Raw genomic sequence first — 16,999 nt, 5'->3', positions numbered from 1 at the left:
CCAGGTGCGGGATGGCACTGCTGCGCGGGGCGCGTTCGGCTTACGTTGCTGAGCGCCCGCTCACCCGACCATGCTACTTGCGGGTAACCAATGTGCACACCCCCTCCCCGAGGAGCGGCGAAGGTCACACTCCGTTCATCCCCGTCCCGGCCCGGCACGCGCCCCCTCCTCGCGCCGTCCGATCGGAGCGCCCGGGGCTACCCGATGGAGTGGGGCCGCCCGGTCGTCCCGGTCGCGTCGATGGCCTCGGGCACCCGGCCCGTGCGAACCCTGGTCGCGTCCCCTGTACGTCCGCCCCCGAGCGCACCGCGCGAACGGAGATCCCGGCCATGCTCATCCCGTCGATCGACCACGACGTCAAGCACACCTCCACGCTCCCGATCAACCAGGACGAGGTCGTCAGACTCTTCGTCCGCGAGCGGGACGGGACGAGGAATCCCACCAAGCGCTCGGCCGTCCTGATGCTGCACGGGCGCAGCGTCCCCGTGCTGCCCGGCGCGGATCTGGGCACCGGCGAGTACAACTGGATGCAGTTCCTCGCCCAGGCGGGCTTCGACGTCTTCGCCATGGACCTCCAGGGCCACGGCCGCTCGCAGCGCCCGGCGGTCATGGAGGAGCCGTGCAACACCCCGGCCGGACCGCAGGCGAAGCTCCTGCTCGACGGCCACCCGCTGGAGGCCCCCTGCACCCCCCACTACGCCCAGCACCTCGGCGACTCCGCCGATGACTGGGCCGCCGTCCACACCGTCGTCGAGTACATCAAGGCCGAGCGCGGCGTGGAGAAGGTCGCTCTCTTCGGCTGGTCCGCCGCGGCGGTCGCGCTGGGACCGTACGCGATCCAGCACCCGGAGAACGTCTCCAGCCTGTTCCTGCTCGCCCCGGTCTTCCGGCCGGACGGACCCGCGAGCAAGCCCGGCACCAAGTGGGAGCGGCCGGACGCGCTGCCCCCTCCGCCGTCCCTGTGGACCTACCCGATGAACATCACCGGCCGGGAGGGCTTCGAGGACACCTGGGACAGGGAACTCGGCTGCGGCTCCGAGCAGCGCGCGGAGGGCATGGTCGAGACCGTGTGGGCGGCGATCATGGAGAGTGACGTGTTGGGCCGCAACTGGGGGCCGCCGGTGTCCGGCGTGCCCTCGGGGGTGCTGCGCTACCGCAACGCGTTCTGGTGGGGCTGGAACAAGGCGGGCGCCAAGGTGGACCACGTCCTGGGCCACGAGGTGCCGGTGCTCATCGTCGTCGGCGAGCACGACAAGACGGTGAACAGTGCTCCCGGCACCGTTCCCTTCCTCTCGGTCACCGAGCTCTACAAGGCCATCCCGGGCCCGAAGAAGATGCACTTCGAGGTTGCCTGCGCGGGCCACCAGATCCCGTGGGAGCGGGTGGTCAAGCACGTCCACCACCTGTCCCGGAAGTGGCTCAAGCACACCGCGATCGACGGCCACACCCAGGGCACCTTCGCCATGGACACGGAGGGCGACTACACCGAGCGACCGCTCTGATCCGGCCGTGCCCCGGTCCTCGCGTCGGGGACCGGGGCACGTCGGTGGTCTGCTCTGCTACGCCGTGGCGGCCAGGGCGGTGAGGAGCACCGGGGTCACCTGTTCGATCTGCCAGGCCCGGGCGCCGTGTGCGGCCAGGGCCTGGGACACCGCGTCCGCCTCCAGCCGCTGTGGCGGCTCCCAGCACAGGCGGCGGACCGTGTCCGGGGTGATCAGGTTCTCCTGCGGCAGGTTCAGCTGCTCCGCCAGCGCCGAGACGGCGGTGCGGGCCGCGGCCAGCCGGGCCGCGGCGGCCGGGTCCTTGTCCGCCCAGGAGCGCGGCGGGGGCGGGCCGGCCGGCGTCGCCCCCGGCTGGGGCAGCTCGTTCTCGGGCAGTGCCTTCGCCCGGTCCACGGCGGCCATCCACTGGTCGAGCTGACGGCGGCCCATCCGCTGCCCGTAACCGGGCAGGGCCGACAGGGTGTGCACGTTGGCGGGCATGGCCAGGGCGGCCTCGACGATGGCGGCGTCGCCCAGCACCTTGCCCGGCGACACGTCACGCCGCTGCGCGATCCGGTCCCGGGACTCCCACAGCTCCCGTACGACGGCCATCTGGCGGCGGCGGCGCACCTTGTGCATGCCGGACGTACGGCGCCACGGGTCCCTGCGCGGCGGGGCCGGCGGGGCGGAGGCGATCGCGTCGAACTCCTGCCGGGCCCACTCCAGCTTGCCCTGCCGGTCCAGTTCCTTCTCCAGCGCGTCCCGCAGGTCCACGAGCAGCTCGACGTCCAGGGCGGCGTAGCGCAGCCAGGGCTCGGGCAGCGGGCGGGTCGACCAGTCGACGGCGGAGTGGCCCTTCTCCAGCGCGTAGCCGAGAACGCCCTCGACCATCGCGCCGAGGCCGACCCGCGGGAAGCCGGCGAGCCGGCCCGCCAGTTCGGTGTCGAACAGGGAGGTGGGAACCATGCCTATTTCGCGCAGGCACGGCAGGTCCTGGGTGGCGGCGTGCAGGATCCACTCGGTGCCGGAGAGGGCCTCGCCCAGTGCGGACAGGTCGGGACAGCCCACCGGGTCGATCAGCGCGGATCCGGCACCCTCGCGGCGCAGCTGCACGAGGTAGGCCCGCTGGCCGTAGCGGTATCCGGAGGCGCGTTCGGCGTCGACGGCGACGGGGCCGGTGCCCGCGGCGAAGGCCGCGACCACCTCGGCGAGGGCGTCCGCGTCGGCGACCACCGGAGGAATCCCCTCACGGGGCTCCAGCAAAGGGATCGGCACCCCACCGGGCGGAACAACGACGTCGTCCGGGGGGCCGCCCCCGGTGGTGGTGCGCAGGTCTGCTGCGGTCTCTTGGGCGTCGGTCACCGGTCAAGGGTATCCGTGTATACGACGCGCCCGTCGCCGGAACGTTCCGTCGACGGGCGCGATCAGTATGCGGGGTGTTTTCCGGGGGTATCCCGGACGTCTATCCGGGCGCTCCGGCCCGTGCTCAGTGGATGATCCCGGTCCGCAGGGCCACGGCGACCATTCCCGCGCGGTCTCCGGTGCCCAGCTTGCGGGCGATGCGGGCGAGGTGGGACTTGACGGTCAGGGCGGACAGGCCCATCGAGACGCCGATGGCCTTGTTGGACTGGCCCTCGGCGACGAGGCGCAGGACCTCGACCTCGCGGCCGGAGAGCTCCCGGTAACCGCCCGGGTGGCTCGGGGCGCCCGGGGGGCGGCGGTGCATGCGGGCGGCGGCAGCGCCGATGGGGGCGGCGCCGGGCCGGGTGGGGAGCCCGATGTTGGTGCGCGTACCGGTGACGACGTAGCCCTTCACGCCGCCCGCGAGGGCGTTGCGCACGGCGCCGATGTCGTCGGCGGCGGACAGGGCCAGGCCGTTCGGCCAGCCTGCGGCACGGGTCTCGGAGAGCAGCGTGAGACCGGAACCGTCGGGCAGGTGTACGTCGGCCACGCAGATGTCGCGCGGGCTTCCGACGCGGGGGCGGGCCTCCGCGATGGACGACGCCTCGATCACGTCACGGACTCCGAGGGCCCACAGATGGCGGGTCACGGTGGAACGGACGCGCGGGTCGGCCACGACGACCATGGCCGTCGGCTTGTTCGGGCGGTAGGCGACCAGGCTTGCGGGCTGCTCGAGAAGAACGGACACCTAGGCCTCCTGGGGGAGTGGCGGGACGGCCGGCTCGGGGAAGGAAGCCGGTGCGAACCGTGCGGATGGTCACTGACTCCTTCGGCACGTCACCCGCCCGGCTTTAGGGAATGATCACGATTTGGTGAGTAACAATTCGGGCAATTCAGACGCACGATCGATCATCGGGTGATCAGAAGCCCACAACGGAGGCCGCGTTCCGGCACTCCGCCGCGGACCGCGGTCGGGCGCTCCCCGCCCCGTGGGGCCGGACGGCCCCGTGTCTACGGGTGGTGCGGACCGCGGCGCTGTGGCAGGGAGACCACGCCCGTCGCCGTGTCCGTCGGGCCCACCGGCGGCAGCCCCGCGATCTGGCAGATCAGTTCGCACCACGCCGACAGGTGCGCCGGGGTGTCCGGCACCCCGCCCACGCCCTCGCGCGGCGTCCAGGACGCTCTGATCTCGATCTGCGTCGCGGGCCGCCGCTCGGCGAGCCCGCCGAAGTAGTGCGAGCTCGCCATGGTCACCGTGCCGCTCGCCTCCCCGTAGGCCAGCCCGCGCGCCTCCATGGCCCCCGTCAGCCACGACCAGCACACCTCCGGCAGCAGCGGGTCCGCGGCCATCTCCGGCTCCAGCTCCGCCCGCACGAGCGTCACCAGCCGGAAGGTCCCGTGCCAGGCGTCGTGCCCGGCCGGATCGTGGAGCAGGATGAGCCGGCCGTCGGCCAGGTCGTCCTCCCCGTCCACCACCGCGGCCTCCAGCGCGTACGCGTACGGGGCCAGCCGCTGGGGCGGCTTCGCCGGATCGATCTCGACCCCCGGGCGCAGCCGGGCCTTCTTCAAGCCTTCGACCGCCCGCCGGAACGGGAGTGGGACCGAGCTCTCCTTCGCACTGTCCGTACCGTCGGCGCCATCTGAAAATCGTCCCTGAGCCGCAGCCATGCGGGGAAGACTAGGCGGTATGTGCAGCCGTACGGCGCAGGGACACCCGTGCCGCGACGGGCACTTCTTCATACGTGCGAAGATTTGGGTCGTGAGCGCCAACGACCGCCCCCAGGGCCAGCCGAGCCAGACGTACGATTCCGCCTTCCTGAAGGCGTGCCGGCGGGAGCCGGTGCCGCACACGCCGGTGTGGTTCATGCGGCAGGCCGGGCGCTCCCTCCCCGAGTACCGCAAGGTCCGCGAGGGCACCGCGATGCTCGAGTCCTGCATGCGGCCCGACCTGGTCACCGAAATCACCATGCAGCCCGTGCGGCGCCACCACGTCGACGCGGCGATCTTCTTCTCCGACATCGTGGTCCCGCTCAAGGCCATCGGCGTCGACCTGGACATCAAGCCGGGCGTCGGCCCCGTCGTCGCCCAGCCGATCCGCCGCCGTGAGGACCTCGCACAGCTGCGCGACCTCACTCCTGAGGACGTCTCGTACGTCACCGAGGCGATCGGCATGCTCACGAGTGAACTGGGCTCCACGCCGTTGATCGGTTTCGCGGGCGCGCCCTTCACCCTCGCGAGCTACCTGGTGGAGGGCGGTCCCTCGAAGAACCACGAGCACACCAAGGCCCTCATGTACGGGGACCCGCAGCTCTGGGCCGACCTGCTCGACCGCCTCGCGGAGATCACCTCCGCCTTCCTGAAGGTCCAGATCGAAGCCGGCGCCTCCGCCGTGCAGCTCTTCGACTCCTGGGTGGGCGCCCTCGCCCCGGCGGACTACCGCCGCTCCGTCATGCCCGCCTCGGCGAAGGTCCTGCAGTCCGTGGCCTCCTACGGTGTCCCGCGGATCCACTTCGGCGTGGGCACGGGCGAGCTGCTCGGCCTGATGGGCGAGGCCGGCGCGGACGTCGTGGGCGTCGACTACCGGGTCGCGCTCGACGAGGCGGCCCGCCGGGTCGGTCCGGGCAAGGCCCTCCAGGGCAACCTGGACCCGGCCGTGCTCTTCTCCACCACGGAAGCGGTCGAAGCCAAGACGGACGAGGTCCTCGCCGCGGCCGCCGGCCTGGAGGGCCACGTCTTCAACCTCGGCCACGGAGTCCTGCCGACGACCGACCCCGAGGCGCTGACCCGCCTGGTGGACTACGTCCACACCAAGACGGCCCGCTGAGCCCAGCCGTACCCGAGCGGGTGCGCTACCGCGCCGGTCAGACCCCCGCCGCGCGGACCGCGGAGACGGCCTTGCGGGCCGCCACCAGGACCGGGTCCCAGACTGGGGAGAACGGCGGCGCGTAGCCGAGGTCGAGCGAGACCATCTGGTCCACCGTCATGCCCGCGGTGAGCGCCACCGCCGCGACGTCCACCCGCTTCGCGGCGCCGGCGCCGCCGACGATCTGCACGCCCAGCAGACGCCCCGTCCGGCGTTCCGCCAGCATCTTCACCGTCATCTCCGCCGCCTGCGGGTAGTAGCCCGCGGTGTTGGTGGAGGTGACGGTGGCCGTGACGAAGCGCAGGCCCGCCTCCAGCGCGTCCCGTTCGCGCAGCCCGGTACGGGCGATCTCCAGATCGCACACCTTGCTGACCGCCGTGCCGACCACCCCCGGGAAGGTCGCGTAGCCGCCGCCCACGCCGGAGCCGATGACCTGGCCGTGCTTGTTGGCGTGAGTGCCGAGCGGGACGTGCCGGGTGCGGCCCGCGACCAGGTCGAGGACCTCCACGCAGTCGCCGCCCGCCCAGACGTTCCCGTGCCCCCGGACGCGCATCGACAGGTCCGTGAGGATCCCGCCCGAGGATCCGAGCGGGAGGCCGGCGGCGCGGGCCAGCGCGGTCCGCGGCTCCACGCCGATGCCCAGCACGACCACGTCCGCCGGGTACTCCTCGCCGGCCGCCGTGGCGACCGCGCGGGCCCGGCCCGCCTCGTCGGTCAGGACCCCGGTGACCTCGGTGCGCGCCACCGTGCGGATCCCCATGAGGTTCATCGCGGTGTGGACCAGGCCGCCCATGTCCGGATCCAGCGTGGCCATCGGCTGCTCCCCCCGGTGCAGGACCGTCACCTCGTAGCCCCGCAGCTTCAGGGCTTCGGCCATCTCCACGCCGATGTAGCCGGCGCCGACCACGACCGCCCGCCGGCCCCGTGCGCGTTCCAGGGAGTCCATCAGCCTGCGGCCGTCGTCCAGGGTCTGGATGCCGTGCACCCCCTGCGCGCCGAAGCCGGGCAGGCGCGGGCGCACCGGCCGGGCGCCCGTGGCCAGCACCAGCTTGTCGTAGTGCATCCACGATTCGAACCCGCTGTCCAGATCGCGGGCGCGGACCCGGGAGCCGGCCGGGTCGAGCTCCACCACCTCCGTGCGGGTGCGCAGGTCGATGGCCCGGGCCCGGTGTTCCTCGGGGGTACGGGCGATCAGGTCGTCGCGCTCGGCGACCAGCCCGCCGACCCAGTACGGGATGCCGCACGCCGAGTAGGAGGTGAAGCGGCCGCGCTCGAAGGCGACGATCTCCAGTTCCCCGGCGCCCTTGAGCCTGCGGGCCTGCGACGCGGCGGACATCCCCGCCGCGTCGCCCCCGACCACCACCAGTCGTTCCGTCACCATCTGCCCGTACCGCCCCTTCACCGCCGTCAATTGGTGAACACGCTACGGGGGACGGTGCGTTCAGTCCCGCACGTCCGCCCCGCTGTCCACGGCCGGGCCTTCTGCCGGCGGTGCCGTCCGGGCGGCCGGGACCGGCATTCGCTCCTGGGCCGGCGTCTGCTCCGGGGCCGGCGTCTGCTCCGGGGCCGGGCCCGTCCCCGGACGCCCGGGCCGCCACCGCCGGCGGACCCGGACCACCAGTGCCGCCACCGCAGCCGTCAGCAGGAACGGCAGCAGCGCCCCCAGCGCCACCACGAGGTAACGCAGGATCTTCGTGAAGACCTCCCAGCCGCCGTTCAGCGCGCCGAGGAAGGTGGGCTCCTGCTCCTCCACCGCCTTCGCGGGGGACGGCTCGGAGACCTCCAGGGTGATCGTGCCCATCGAGGTCCGGTCCTTCAGCGCCGTCTGCTGCGCCAGCAGCGACTCCAGATCGGACTGGCGCCGGCTCAGCTCGCCCTCCAGCATCACCACCTCGCTCAGCGCCGAGGCCTTGCCCATCATCTCCTGCACCCGCGCCACGCTCGCCCGCTGCGAGGAGACACGACTGTCGATGTCGGCGACCTTCTCGGTGACGTCCTGCGCGTCGACCTTGCGGCGCAGCAGCTTCCCGCTGCCCTCCATCGCACCGAGCACGGCGTCGTAGCGCTCGGCGGGCACCCGCAGGGTCACCGTCGAGGTCATCCGGCCGTCCTCGCCGCGCTTGGTCGACTCGTTACCGACGTAGCCGCCCGCACCCTCGGCCGCGGTGCGGGCCGCCGCCAGGGCCCGCTGGACGTCGGTCGTCTCGATGCCGAGCGTCGCCGTACGGATGACGTTCGGGCGGACCGCGACCGACGCCCCGTCGTTCCTGCCGGCCGACTCCGCCGCCCCCGCGGCCCCCGCCGACCCGGCCGGGGCCGGCGCGGCCGCGGCGCCCGCCGCCCCCTCCCGGGCCTTCCCGTCCGCATCCTGCGGCGCGACGGCCGCCTTGTCGCTCGCCGAGCCCCCGCCGCCCGCGCCACAGCCGGTGAGCGCGAGCGCCCCGGTGAGACAGAGGGCGGCCAGGGCCGCCGCGGAACGGTGTCTGCTGATGCTGCGCATCGCCTTGAACCCCCGATGATCGGCTGGTGTTGCCGTTTCGACGTACAGGGTCCCGCCGCGGGTTTCGCACACGCGGTTCCGGGCCGGTCCCGATGAGGTCACGGTCCGGCCTCGGTGATCGGTCTGAGACGATGTGTCCATGCACGAAGCGGACATGCGTACGGATCGATCGGCGGGCCCCACCCGGCCGGACGGCTCCCCGAGCCACGTCGTCGTCATCGGCGGCGGCATCGCGGGCCTCGCGGCGGCCCACCGGCTGCTCGCCGAAGGCGCCCGCGTCACGCTCCTGGAAGCGGGAGCGAGGCTCGGCGGAAAGCTGTACTCCGGTGAACTCGCCGGAGCCCGCGTGGACCTCGGCGCCGAGTCCGTGCTCGCCCGCCGCCCCGAGGCGGTCGCCCTCGCCGAGGCCGTGGGCCTCGCCGACGCCGTGCAGCCGCCCGCCACCGCCACCGCCCACCTGTGGACCCGCGGCGCGCTGCGGCCCATGCCGCGCGGCCACGTCATGGGCGTCCCCGGCGACCTCGGGCCGCTCGCCGCCTCCGGGGTCCTCTCCGCCGAGGGCCTCGCCCGCATCGAGGCCGAGCGGACCCTGCCGCCCACCGAGATCGGCGAGGACGTCGCCGTCGGCGCGTATGTGGCGGCCCGCCTCGGCCGCGAGGTGGTCGACCGGCTGGTGGAACCGCTGCTCGGCGGGGTCTACGCGGGCGACGCCTACCGCATCTCCATGCGGGCCGCCGTGCCCCAGCTCTTCGAGGCCGCCCGCAGGCACGCCCTGCTGGGCGACGGTGTGCGGGAACTGCAGCGCGCGACGCAGAGCGGCCCCCAGCAGGCCGGCCCGGTCTTCGCCGGCATCGACGGAGGCATCGGACGCCTCCCGCTCGCGGTGGCCGACGCCTGCCGCCGGGCCGGTGCGCGCATCGTCACCGGCGCCCCCGTGCGCGAGGTCCTCCGTACGACCGACGGATGGCGGGTCGTGGCCGCCGGGGAGACCGTCGACGCCGACGGCGTCGTCCTGGCCGTCCCGGCCGGGCCCGCCGCCCGGCTGCTCGACGCCCTCGCGCCGGCCGCCGCGGCCGAGCTGGACCAGGTCGAATACGCCTCCATGGCGCTGGTCACCATGGCCTTCCGGCGCGGTGACCTGCCGTCGGCCGTCACCGGCGGCGGCGCCAGCGGATTCCTCGTACCGCCCGTCGACGGCCGGACCATCAAGGCGTCCACCTTCTCCAGCAACAAATGGGCCTGGGCCGGCCGGGACACCGACCTCTTCCTCCTGCGCACCTCCGTCGGCCGGTACGCCGACGAGCGCGACCTCGACCGCGAGGACGGCGAACTCGTCGAGGTGTCCCTCACCGACCTCGGCGAGGCCGTGGGCCTGACGGCCCGCCCGGTCGCCTCCACGGTCACCCGCTGGGACGGCGGACTGCCCCAGTATCCGGTCGGCCACCTCGGACGGGTCGCCCGGATCCGCGGCGCCGTCGAGGCCCTGCCCGGCCTCGCGGTGTGCGGCGCGCTCTACGACGGTGTGGGCATCCCCGCCTGCATCGCGAGCGCCGGCCGGGCGGCGGACACGGTGATCGCCGCGCTCGCTGCGCGTACGGCACCCCTGGCTCCGACCACTGATCAGCGCACGGGACAATAGACACATGACTGCACCAGAGAAGATTCCCAACGCGGGGAAGAAGGCGAAGGACCTCAACGAGGTCATCCGCTACACCCTGTGGTCCGTCTTCAAGCTGAAGGACGTCCTGCCGGAGGACCGCGCCGGTTTCGCCGACGAGGTCCAGGAGCTGTTCGACCAGCTGGCCGCCAAGGACATCACCGTCCGCGGCACCTATGACGTCTCCGGCCTGCGTGCCGACGCCGACATCATGATCTGGTGGCACGCGGAGACCGCGGACGAGCTGCAGAGCGCGTACAACCTGTTCCGCCGCACCAAGCTGGGCCGCGCGATGGAGCCGGTGTGGTCGAACATGGCCCTGCACCGCCCGGCCGAGTTCAACAAGTCGCACATCCCGGCCTTCCTGGCCGACGAGGTCGCCCGCGACTACGTCAGCGTCTACCCCTTCGTCCGCAGCTACGACTGGTACCTGCTGCCCGACGAGGACCGCCGTCGGATGCTCGCCGACCACGGCAAGATGGCCCGCGGTTACCCGGACGTGCGCGCCAACACCGTCGCCTCCTTCTCGCTGGGCGACTACGAGTGGCTGCTCGCCTTCGAGGCGGACGAGCTGTACCGCATCGTCGACCTCATGCGTCACCTGCGCGCCTCCGAGGCCCGCATGCACGTCCGTGAGGAGGTGCCCTTCTACACCGGGCGCCGCAAGTCCGTCGCCGACCTGGTGGCCGGGCTCGCCTGATACCTCCCCTGGGGGGACGGACCGGAGGACGACCACACCGTCAGGTGAGTGCCTCCGGTGGATCGGGAGGCACAGCCCCCGAAACGACGCAGCCGGAGACCCCGCCCGGAAGTTCAGACGACCGGCGGCAGCAGCGCCCTGCGGGCGCCCGCCGCCCCGTCGTCCAGCGACACCGGTGCGGGCTCCGGATGCGGCGCGCACGTGGCGCGCCACCCCGGGGTGGCGCCCGTCAGCAGATACCGCTCCACATGCCGGTCCACACAGCCGTTGCGTCCGCCGACGACTCCGTGGGAACCGGCCCCCGTCTCCGTCACCAGTGACGCCCCGGCGCCGAGCCGCCGCTGGAGTTCCAGCGCGCCCGGGTACGGCGTCGCGCCGTCCCGTTCCGCCGCGACCACGAGGGTCCGCGGCAGCCGCTCGGGCTGCGCCCCCACCGCCACGGGCGCGCGCGGCCCGGACACCGGCCAGGACGCGCACGGCAGGTTGAGGAAGGCGTTGGCCCAGGTCTCGAAGGGGGCCGTTCGCGCCAGCTCGGTGTTGTCGCGGTCCCAGGTCTCCCAGTCCGCCGGCCAGGAGGCGTCGTTGCACAGCACCGCCGTGTAGACGGCCGTCGCGTTCTCGGCCGCGGCCGCCGTCGCCGGGTCGGGCGTGGCCTGGGCGGCCAGCAGTGAGGGATCCCCGCGCAGGAAGGCGGCCAGGGCCGCGGCCCGTTCCGGCCAGACGTCGTCGTAGTAGGCCGCCTGGAGGAAGGCGGCCCGCAGCTCGCCGGTTCCGACGGTGCCGCCCGCCGGGGTGCGGGACACCGCGTCACGGACCCGCTCGTAGCCCGCCTGCACGGCTGCCGGGGTGGTGCCGAGCCCGTACGTGCCGTGGTGGCGGGCCACCCAGGTGCGGAAGTCGTGCCAGCGGCCCTCGAACCCACGTGCCTGGTCGAGGTTGTTGCGGTACCAGACGCGGCGCGGATCGGGATCCACCGCCGAGTCGAGGACCATCCGGCGGACGTGGCGAGGGTATTGGGTGGCGTAGACGGCGCCGAGGTAGGTGCCGTACGAGGCGCCCATGAAGGTCAGCTTCTCCTCGCCGAGCGCGGCCCGCAGCACGTGCAGGTCACGGGCGTTGTTCAGCGTCGTGTAGTACGGCAGCGCGGCACCGGCCCGGCGCGCGCACCCCCGCGCGTACTCGCGGGCCCGCGTCAGCCGTTCCGCCTTGTACGCGGGGGAGGGGTGGACCTGTTCCTGTACGGGCCCGTGGGGGCGGGCCGCCGGGTCCGTGCAGGACAGCGGGGCCGAGCGCCCGACCCCCCGCGGGGCGTAGCCGACGAGGTCGTAGGCGGCGGCGATCCGCTCCCAGCCGGGCAGGCCGGCGACGAGTGGGAAGCGCATTCCGGAGGCTCCGGGGCCGCCCGGGTTCTGGACGAGCGCGCCCTGGCGGGCCGCGCCGCCGGCCCCGGTGGCGGCGGCGCGGCTGACGGTCAGGGAGATCTGCGGGCCGTCGGGGCGGGCGTAGTCGAGCGGTACGCGCAGGGTGGCGCACCGGACACGGGACGGCAGTTCCTCGACGGCGGGGCAGGTACGGAAGTCGAGGCCGGAGGCCCCGCCGCGCCGGGAGGCGGCTGCGAGGGCCGCGCGGCGGGCCACGAGGGCGGCTCCGGCGCTCTCGGCGTCGGCGGATCCGGTGGCGCCGGCGGATGGGGTACCCACCGGGGGCTGCGGGGGCTGCGGGGGCCGCGGAGCCGGGGCGGCCACCGCGGTGGGCGCGCACAGGGCGAGCAGCAGTGCGGCCGCGGCGGCCCCGTGGTGTGCGGTCGGCGTGCGCATGACGTCCCCTGCCTTCCATCCGATGAACCGATGAGAGGCCTGCGCGCCGCGGTTGTAAAGGATCACCGGCCGGTGTCGGCGGCCGTGACCCCTATGGCCGCATCAGGAACTGCTGGAGCAGCTGGAGCTGCTCGAACTCGAACAGCTGGAGCCGCTCGAACTCGAACAACCGGAGGAGGAGCCGCCACAGCTCGAACCGCTACCGCCACCGCCCGAGCAGCCGGATCCGCCACCGCCTCCGCAGCCGCCGCCGGAGGAGCCGCAGCCCGAACCGCTCCCGCCGCCCCCGTCGCTCGTGGCGCACCACATCACCGGCAGCAGCTCGGGCGAGGAGTCGGACGAGGACGAGCGGGTGTCCGGGCGGTGTGGGCGCGCACCCGCCTGCGCGGCCGCCAGCCGGGTGCCGCGCGCGGCGGGCACCAACTGCTGGCGCAGGAAGGGATCGCGCAGGCCGCGCAGGCCGAAGAGCGCGGTGTGCACGTGCGGGGTGGGGTCGTTCACGTACGCGGAGCGCATGGCGAGCAGCGCCCGCCGCCCGGCCCGGGTGATCCGGTTCCCGGCGCGGGCCATGCAGAACAGGCCCAGGACGATGCCCGCCAGCAGCACGGGCGCCACCAGCGCGATGAACGGCACACCGGGGTCGGGGTCGAGGGCGAAGCCCACGACCGTCAGCGGGATCGAGACCAGCAGCCAGACCGCGCACACGATGGCCTGGACCAGCCCCCAGCGGCGCCAGGTCCGGCCGCCGCCGGGCGGCGCGAGAAGCCCGCGGGCGGCCAGCGCGTCCCCGATCCGCTGCACGGCCGGGTCGCGCATGGCGGCATAGCGCACCTGGTAGAGCCAGCCCGAGGGGGCTCCGGCATGCGCCTGGAGCACGGCCCGCTCGGCGGGGCCGCCGGCCCGCGCTCCCGGGCGCACCTGGACGATGCCGGGGCCGCCGACGACGAGCCGGCCGTCCCCGAGCATCGAGACGAGCGCGGCGTCCACCACGGTGCCGGGGCCGCCCACCAGGAAGGCGGCCTCGGACAGGTCGCGCAGGGCGGCCGAGGGGGCCGCGCCCGCGGGCCGGGCGCGACGCAGCCCGCGCAGGAGGAGGCCGCAGGAGACGGCGACGGCGAGCCAGACGGCCGCGGCGAGGACGTTCACGCGGCCCTCCCCGTGAGCGCCCGGGCCCAGCGGACGATACGGCGCGGCGGCCTCGCCCCCGCCCGCTCCCGCCACCAGGCGGTGAGCCGGCGCCGGGCGGCCGGGTCGGCCGGAAGGTCCCGGATCAGCAGGTGCTCGGCGAAGTCCAGGGCGTCCCTGCGGTATCCCGCGGTCATGGGGCGGCCCTTCGCGTAGCCGAGGAAGGCCGTGCGGTACGGTTCGCGGCCGCCGAGGATCCCGGGCAGTTCCGGAGCCACCTTGGCGACCACATCGGCCCGCTTGGCGGCCAGCGCCCGCGCCTGCACGCGGATGCGCGCACGGTCGAAGCCCTCGGGCACGGGGGTCCCGGCCACGAGCGCGGACAGCAGGGCCGCCTGTCCCAGTGCCACGCGGGTCCGCGTGGCCTCGCCGGCTCCCTGCCCCGGGAGTTCCTGGACGGCTCCCGGCTCGGCCCCGGATGCCGCCGGGGCCGTCCGGTCGGCCGTCACGACCTGGCGGATCGCGGCCAGTTCGGCCGCCAGCTCCGTCTCGGGCGGGAAATCGTCGTCCCGCTCCAGCAGGACGCCCGCCGGCTCCACCCGGGAGCGCAGCTCGGCCAGCAGCGCGAGGACGACCGGCGGTACGGGGTGCGCGTGGGTGTCGTGCCACACGCCGCCCCGTTCGATGCCGCCCGCGACGTGCACGTACGCCAGGGCCTCCAGCGGGATCGCGTCCAGGACGGCGGTCGGGTCCTCGCCCCGGTTGACCCGGTTGGTGTGCAGGTTGGCCACGTCGACGAGCAGCCGGACCCCGGTCCGCTCGACCAGTTCGGTGAGGAACTGCCCCTCCGTCATCTCCTCGCCCGGCCACGAGAACAGCGCGGCGATGTTCTCCAGCGCCAGCGGCACCGGCAGCGCGTCCTGCGCGATCCGTACGTTCTCGCAGAGCACGTCCAGTGCGTCGCGGGTGCGCGGCACCGGCAGCAGGTGCCCGGCCTCCAGCACCGGCGAGGAGGTCCGTACGAAGGCGATGTGCTCGGTGACGAGCGGCGCCCCCAGCGCCACCGCCCGCTCGCCGAGCGCCGCGAGCTTCTGCGGATCCGGGCGGTCGGCCCCGCCGAGGCCGAGCGACACCCCGTGCGGCACGATGCGGGTGCCCCGCTCGCGCAGCCGTCCGAGAGCCTCGGGCAGGTGGCCCGGGCAGATGTTCTCGGCCACCACCTCGACCCAGTCCAGGCCGTGCAGCCGTTCGACCGCATCCGCGATCTCCGGCCGCCAGCCGATGCCCACCCCCAGGTGTGCCATGGGCTCCATGTCCCCTCGCCCCCTCTCAAGCACCGTGTGCCGGTGTCATGCACCCGACGCGGTCGCGCCAATCCCAGCAGGGGACGTTCAGAGCAACATTTGAGGTTCCGCCCGGCAGGTTCGGCCCGGCAGGTGCCGGGCGGCCACCGGGTCTCTCAGAGCCGGGCCCGCAGCGCCGGGTGCTCGGCGACCACCGTCGCGCTGCCGGGCGCGATCTCGGTGACCCCCAAGGACACTCCAGCACTGGTCATTGCATGATCCAGGCGATATTAGCGCGACTCCCCGGCGCCTGGACTGTCGGTTCAGATGCCAGAATGCGCCCCCGATTCAGTAACCGGGGGCGCACTGCTTCTCGACCGCAGCGGCCTTCAGTCGATGGGCCCGCACAGTTTGGTCAGCCGCTCCTTGTACCGCGGGCCGGCCGCGTAGGCGGCTGTCTGCTCCGAGGGCGCACACGCCTCGATCAGCCGATGCGCCCGGGCCTTCAGCTCGGCCGCCCAACCCCACGCGTGATGCTGCGCGGAGCGGCCGCACTGCTGCGGCTCCCCAGGCAGGCACAGCGGCAGAGCGGGCCCCAGATTGTTCGCCGCATGGCGGACCTGCCTGGCGATGGCCGTCCACTGCTCGTCGTTACGTCGCTGACCGGGCGGCGCCGGCCACGCCAGCATGTGGTTGCCGTGCGGGTCCATCGGTCCTCCAGCGGTGCTCAGGTGGCCGGGGTCGTTGTGCCTTGGGCCGTGCGCGGCGGTCGTGCGGGCACTCGGCTGCGGAGGACGACGGTGCGCTCCGTTCGGGCGCCGTGAGGCGGGAGGATGGCACACGCTGACGGGGCTACGAATCCGTGGTGGCGTAAGAGGCTGGCCCACTGGTGCGCCTCGCCCTCCCAGCGGAGCACCATCGCCAGCGTGGATCGTACGACGGTCGGCTCGTCGGGCTCGATGCGGTCTCCCGGTGGTAGGTGGGCAAGGACGAGGGTTCCGCCGGGCCGGAGACGCTCGCGGATGGCGGGAAGAAGTACGTCCGGGTCCGTGAACCAGTGCGCTCCGAAGGCCGAATACACGGCGTCGTAGTAGTCCGAGGTGTGGCTGAGGAAATGGAGTGCGTCGGCCTGGTGCACTTCGACCGTCGACCCCCAGCGGGTGGCCGCCGCCGCGACCTGCACGGCTGAGATGTCGACTCCGACGGGTCGTACGCCGAGCGCGGCCAGGGCGGCGAGGCGGTCGCCCTTTCCGCACCCGAGTTCCAGTACGGCGGCCCCGCGGCCGACTTCCAACAGCTTGGTGCCCGGGCCGTGCCCTGGGTGGGGCGTCCAGCTGAAGGCAGGCGGCGGGCCATGTCGGCGGGCCGGGGTTCGACGGGCGTAGCTATCCCACGTGGACGACAGGGCCATGGAGGAGGCTCCGAAGAGGAAAGGGGCCCGGCCGCATAAAGCGGCCGGGCCGGGGTTGCGGTCAGTCGTGAGACGGCGGCTGGACGATGAACCCGCGGGCCGGGCGTTCCTCCGGATCGCGGGACGTCGGCTGCTGCGTCTCACGCCAGACCTTGACGAGCTCGGCGTACCGAGGGTCTGTCCACTCCTGCATGAGTCCTCCCATCGGAGCGGAGCCTAGCGTTCAGCCGCTCTACTCGCTGGCCTACGACGGGTCCGAGAGGCACTGCGGGGTCGGCATGGGCTGGATGGGCCCGCAGTTCGGCGCGTGCTGGCAGGACGCGGCCACCTCGACGATCCCGTTGTCCGGGCCGCGCCACAGCTCCCGGTCCACGGGGAAGCCGGCCCGCTCGATCGCGGCCATCGTGCGGTCGATGAACTCCGGGTCGTAGCGGCCAGAGTCCGGGGGCTCCGGGTAGTGGTGGACGAACCCGCCGAGGCGCTCGCACAGGCCGCTGTAGATGGCCGTGTGCAGGATGAGGGCGTGCCAGCCCTCGTCGACGACGCGCGAGGGGGCGATGCCGAGGGCGCCGCCGGCCGCGACGGCGACGAACTTGAGGCCCTCGACGACGACGCGCTCGGCCATGGACCAGCCCATGTCGGGGTTGTCCTTGGCGACGGTCGCGGTGACGGCCATGAAGTCGTCCGGGCTGAGGAGCGTGTGGGCGTCGCGGACGTCAGGCTCGATGGTGAGGGTCATGGTGCCTCCCTGTGCGGGTGTC

General features: G+C 73.8%; 16 protein-coding genes and 1 pseudogene. 4 read left to right on the top strand and 13 right to left on the bottom strand.

Annotation, left to right across the window (positions count from 1 at the left end):
• Positions 1-329: 329 nt before the first annotated feature.
• Positions 330-1,502, top strand: a complete 1,173-nt coding sequence (locus AW27_RS06830) for an alpha/beta hydrolase (RefSeq protein ID WP_052029990.1) — start codon at positions 330-332, stop codon at positions 1,500-1,502.
• 57 nt (positions 1,503-1,559) lie between these two features.
• On the opposite strand, the gene AW27_RS06825 is transcribed toward AW27_RS06830, so the two are convergent.
• The 3 genes from AW27_RS06825 to AW27_RS06815 all read right to left on the bottom strand — a co-directional run bounded on the left by AW27_RS06825 (position 1,560) and on the right by AW27_RS06815 (position 4,550).
• Positions 1,560-2,843, bottom strand: coding sequence for an HRDC domain-containing protein (locus AW27_RS06825; protein ID WP_078555730.1), 1,284 nt, complete (start codon positions 2,841-2,843; stop codon positions 1,560-1,562).
• Positions 2,844-2,967: 124 nt separating this feature from the next.
• Entirely contained in the window at positions 2,968-3,630 is a 663-nt protein-coding gene (locus AW27_RS06820; protein WP_007267191.1) for a helix-turn-helix transcriptional regulator, read from the bottom strand.
• A gap of 263 nt (positions 3,631-3,893) precedes the next feature.
• On the bottom strand, positions 3,894-4,550 hold the full coding sequence (locus AW27_RS06815) for a DUF3000 domain-containing protein (protein ID WP_037915285.1): 657 nt from the start codon (positions 4,548-4,550) through the stop codon (positions 3,894-3,896).
• A gap of 91 nt (positions 4,551-4,641) precedes the next feature.
• On the opposite strand from AW27_RS06815, the gene hemE reads away from it, so the two are divergent.
• Positions 4,642-5,706, top strand: coding sequence for a uroporphyrinogen decarboxylase (hemE, locus tag AW27_RS06810; RefSeq protein WP_037915287.1), 1,065 nt, complete (start codon positions 4,642-4,644; stop codon positions 5,704-5,706).
• Positions 5,707-5,743: 37 nt separating this feature from the next.
• On the opposite strand, the gene AW27_RS06805 is transcribed toward hemE, so the two are convergent.
• Both AW27_RS06805 and AW27_RS06800 read right to left on the bottom strand, forming a co-directional pair.
• Complete coding sequence (locus tag AW27_RS06805; RefSeq protein ID WP_037917724.1) at positions 5,744-7,126, bottom strand: FAD-dependent oxidoreductase; 1,383 nt, start codon at positions 7,124-7,126, stop codon at positions 5,744-5,746.
• A 60-nt stretch (positions 7,127-7,186) separates the two neighbouring features.
• Entirely contained in the window at positions 7,187-8,245 is a 1,059-nt protein-coding gene (locus AW27_RS06800) for a DUF4349 domain-containing protein (protein ID WP_037915290.1), read from the bottom strand.
• Between the two features lie 139 nt (positions 8,246-8,384).
• On the opposite strand from AW27_RS06800, the gene hemG reads away from it, so the two are divergent.
• Both hemG and hemQ read left to right on the top strand, forming a co-directional pair.
• Positions 8,385-9,884 (top strand): protoporphyrinogen oxidase, encoded by a 1,500-nt coding sequence (gene hemG / locus AW27_RS06795; protein ID WP_370466460.1) that lies wholly within the window; start codon positions 8,385-8,387, stop codon positions 9,882-9,884.
• A 4-nt stretch (positions 9,885-9,888) separates the two neighbouring features.
• Positions 9,889-10,602 carry a hydrogen peroxide-dependent heme synthase gene (gene hemQ / locus AW27_RS06790; RefSeq protein ID WP_037915293.1) on the top strand — a complete coding sequence of 238 codons (714 nt, stop codon included), beginning with the start codon at positions 9,889-9,891 and terminating at the stop codon, positions 10,600-10,602.
• Positions 10,603-10,715: 113 nt separating this feature from the next.
• Here hemQ and AW27_RS06785 read toward each other — a convergent pair whose 3' ends face one another.
• The 8 genes and pseudogenes from AW27_RS06785 to AW27_RS06755 form a co-directional block, all read right to left on the bottom strand.
• On the bottom strand, positions 10,716-12,419 hold the full coding sequence (locus tag AW27_RS06785) for an alpha/beta hydrolase (RefSeq protein WP_078555732.1): 1,704 nt from the start codon (positions 12,417-12,419) through the stop codon (positions 10,716-10,718).
• Between the two features lie 102 nt (positions 12,420-12,521).
• Positions 12,522-13,565 carry a TIGR04222 domain-containing membrane protein gene (locus AW27_RS06780; RefSeq protein ID WP_052030195.1) on the bottom strand — a complete coding sequence of 348 codons (1,044 nt, stop codon included), beginning with the start codon at positions 13,563-13,565 and terminating at the stop codon, positions 12,522-12,524.
• Positions 13,562-14,848 (bottom strand): MbnB/TglH/ChrH family RiPP precursor modification enzyme, encoded by a 1,287-nt coding sequence (locus tag AW27_RS06775; protein WP_037915296.1) that lies wholly within the window; start codon positions 14,846-14,848, stop codon positions 13,562-13,564. Before AW27_RS06775 ends, AW27_RS06780 begins: the two co-directional genes overlap by 4 nt.
• 155 nt (positions 14,849-15,003) lie before the next feature.
• A pseudogene (locus AW27_RS34365) lies at positions 15,004-15,099 on the bottom strand (peptidyl-tRNA hydrolase); the annotation flags it as partial.
• Between the two features lie 117 nt (positions 15,100-15,216).
• A complete protein-coding gene (locus AW27_RS06770; protein WP_052029991.1) occupies positions 15,217-15,537 on the bottom strand; it encodes a hypothetical protein in 321 nt (106 codons plus the stop codon).
• Between the two features lie 17 nt (positions 15,538-15,554).
• Complete coding sequence (locus AW27_RS06765; protein ID WP_052029992.1) at positions 15,555-16,121, bottom strand: class I SAM-dependent methyltransferase; 567 nt, start codon at positions 16,119-16,121, stop codon at positions 15,555-15,557.
• A 178-nt stretch (positions 16,122-16,299) separates the two neighbouring features.
• Positions 16,300-16,431 (bottom strand): hypothetical protein, encoded by a 132-nt coding sequence (locus tag AW27_RS06760; RefSeq protein ID WP_269084397.1) that lies wholly within the window; start codon positions 16,429-16,431, stop codon positions 16,300-16,302.
• Between the two features lie 51 nt (positions 16,432-16,482).
• The gene (locus AW27_RS06755; protein ID WP_037915298.1) at positions 16,483-16,977 is read right to left on the bottom strand and encodes a glycine-rich domain-containing protein; all 495 of its coding nucleotides are present in this window, start codon (positions 16,975-16,977) and stop codon (positions 16,483-16,485) included.
• Between the last annotated feature and the right edge of the window lie 22 nt (positions 16,978-16,999).

Origin of the sequence: Streptomyces sp. PCS3-D2, from assembly GCF_000612545.2 — a bacterium.
GTDB lineage: Bacteria > Actinomycetota > Actinomycetes > Streptomycetales > Streptomycetaceae > Streptomyces.
The sequence above is the reverse complement of the archived record's forward strand: the minus strand, read 5'-3'. Positions and strand labels throughout refer to the sequence as shown.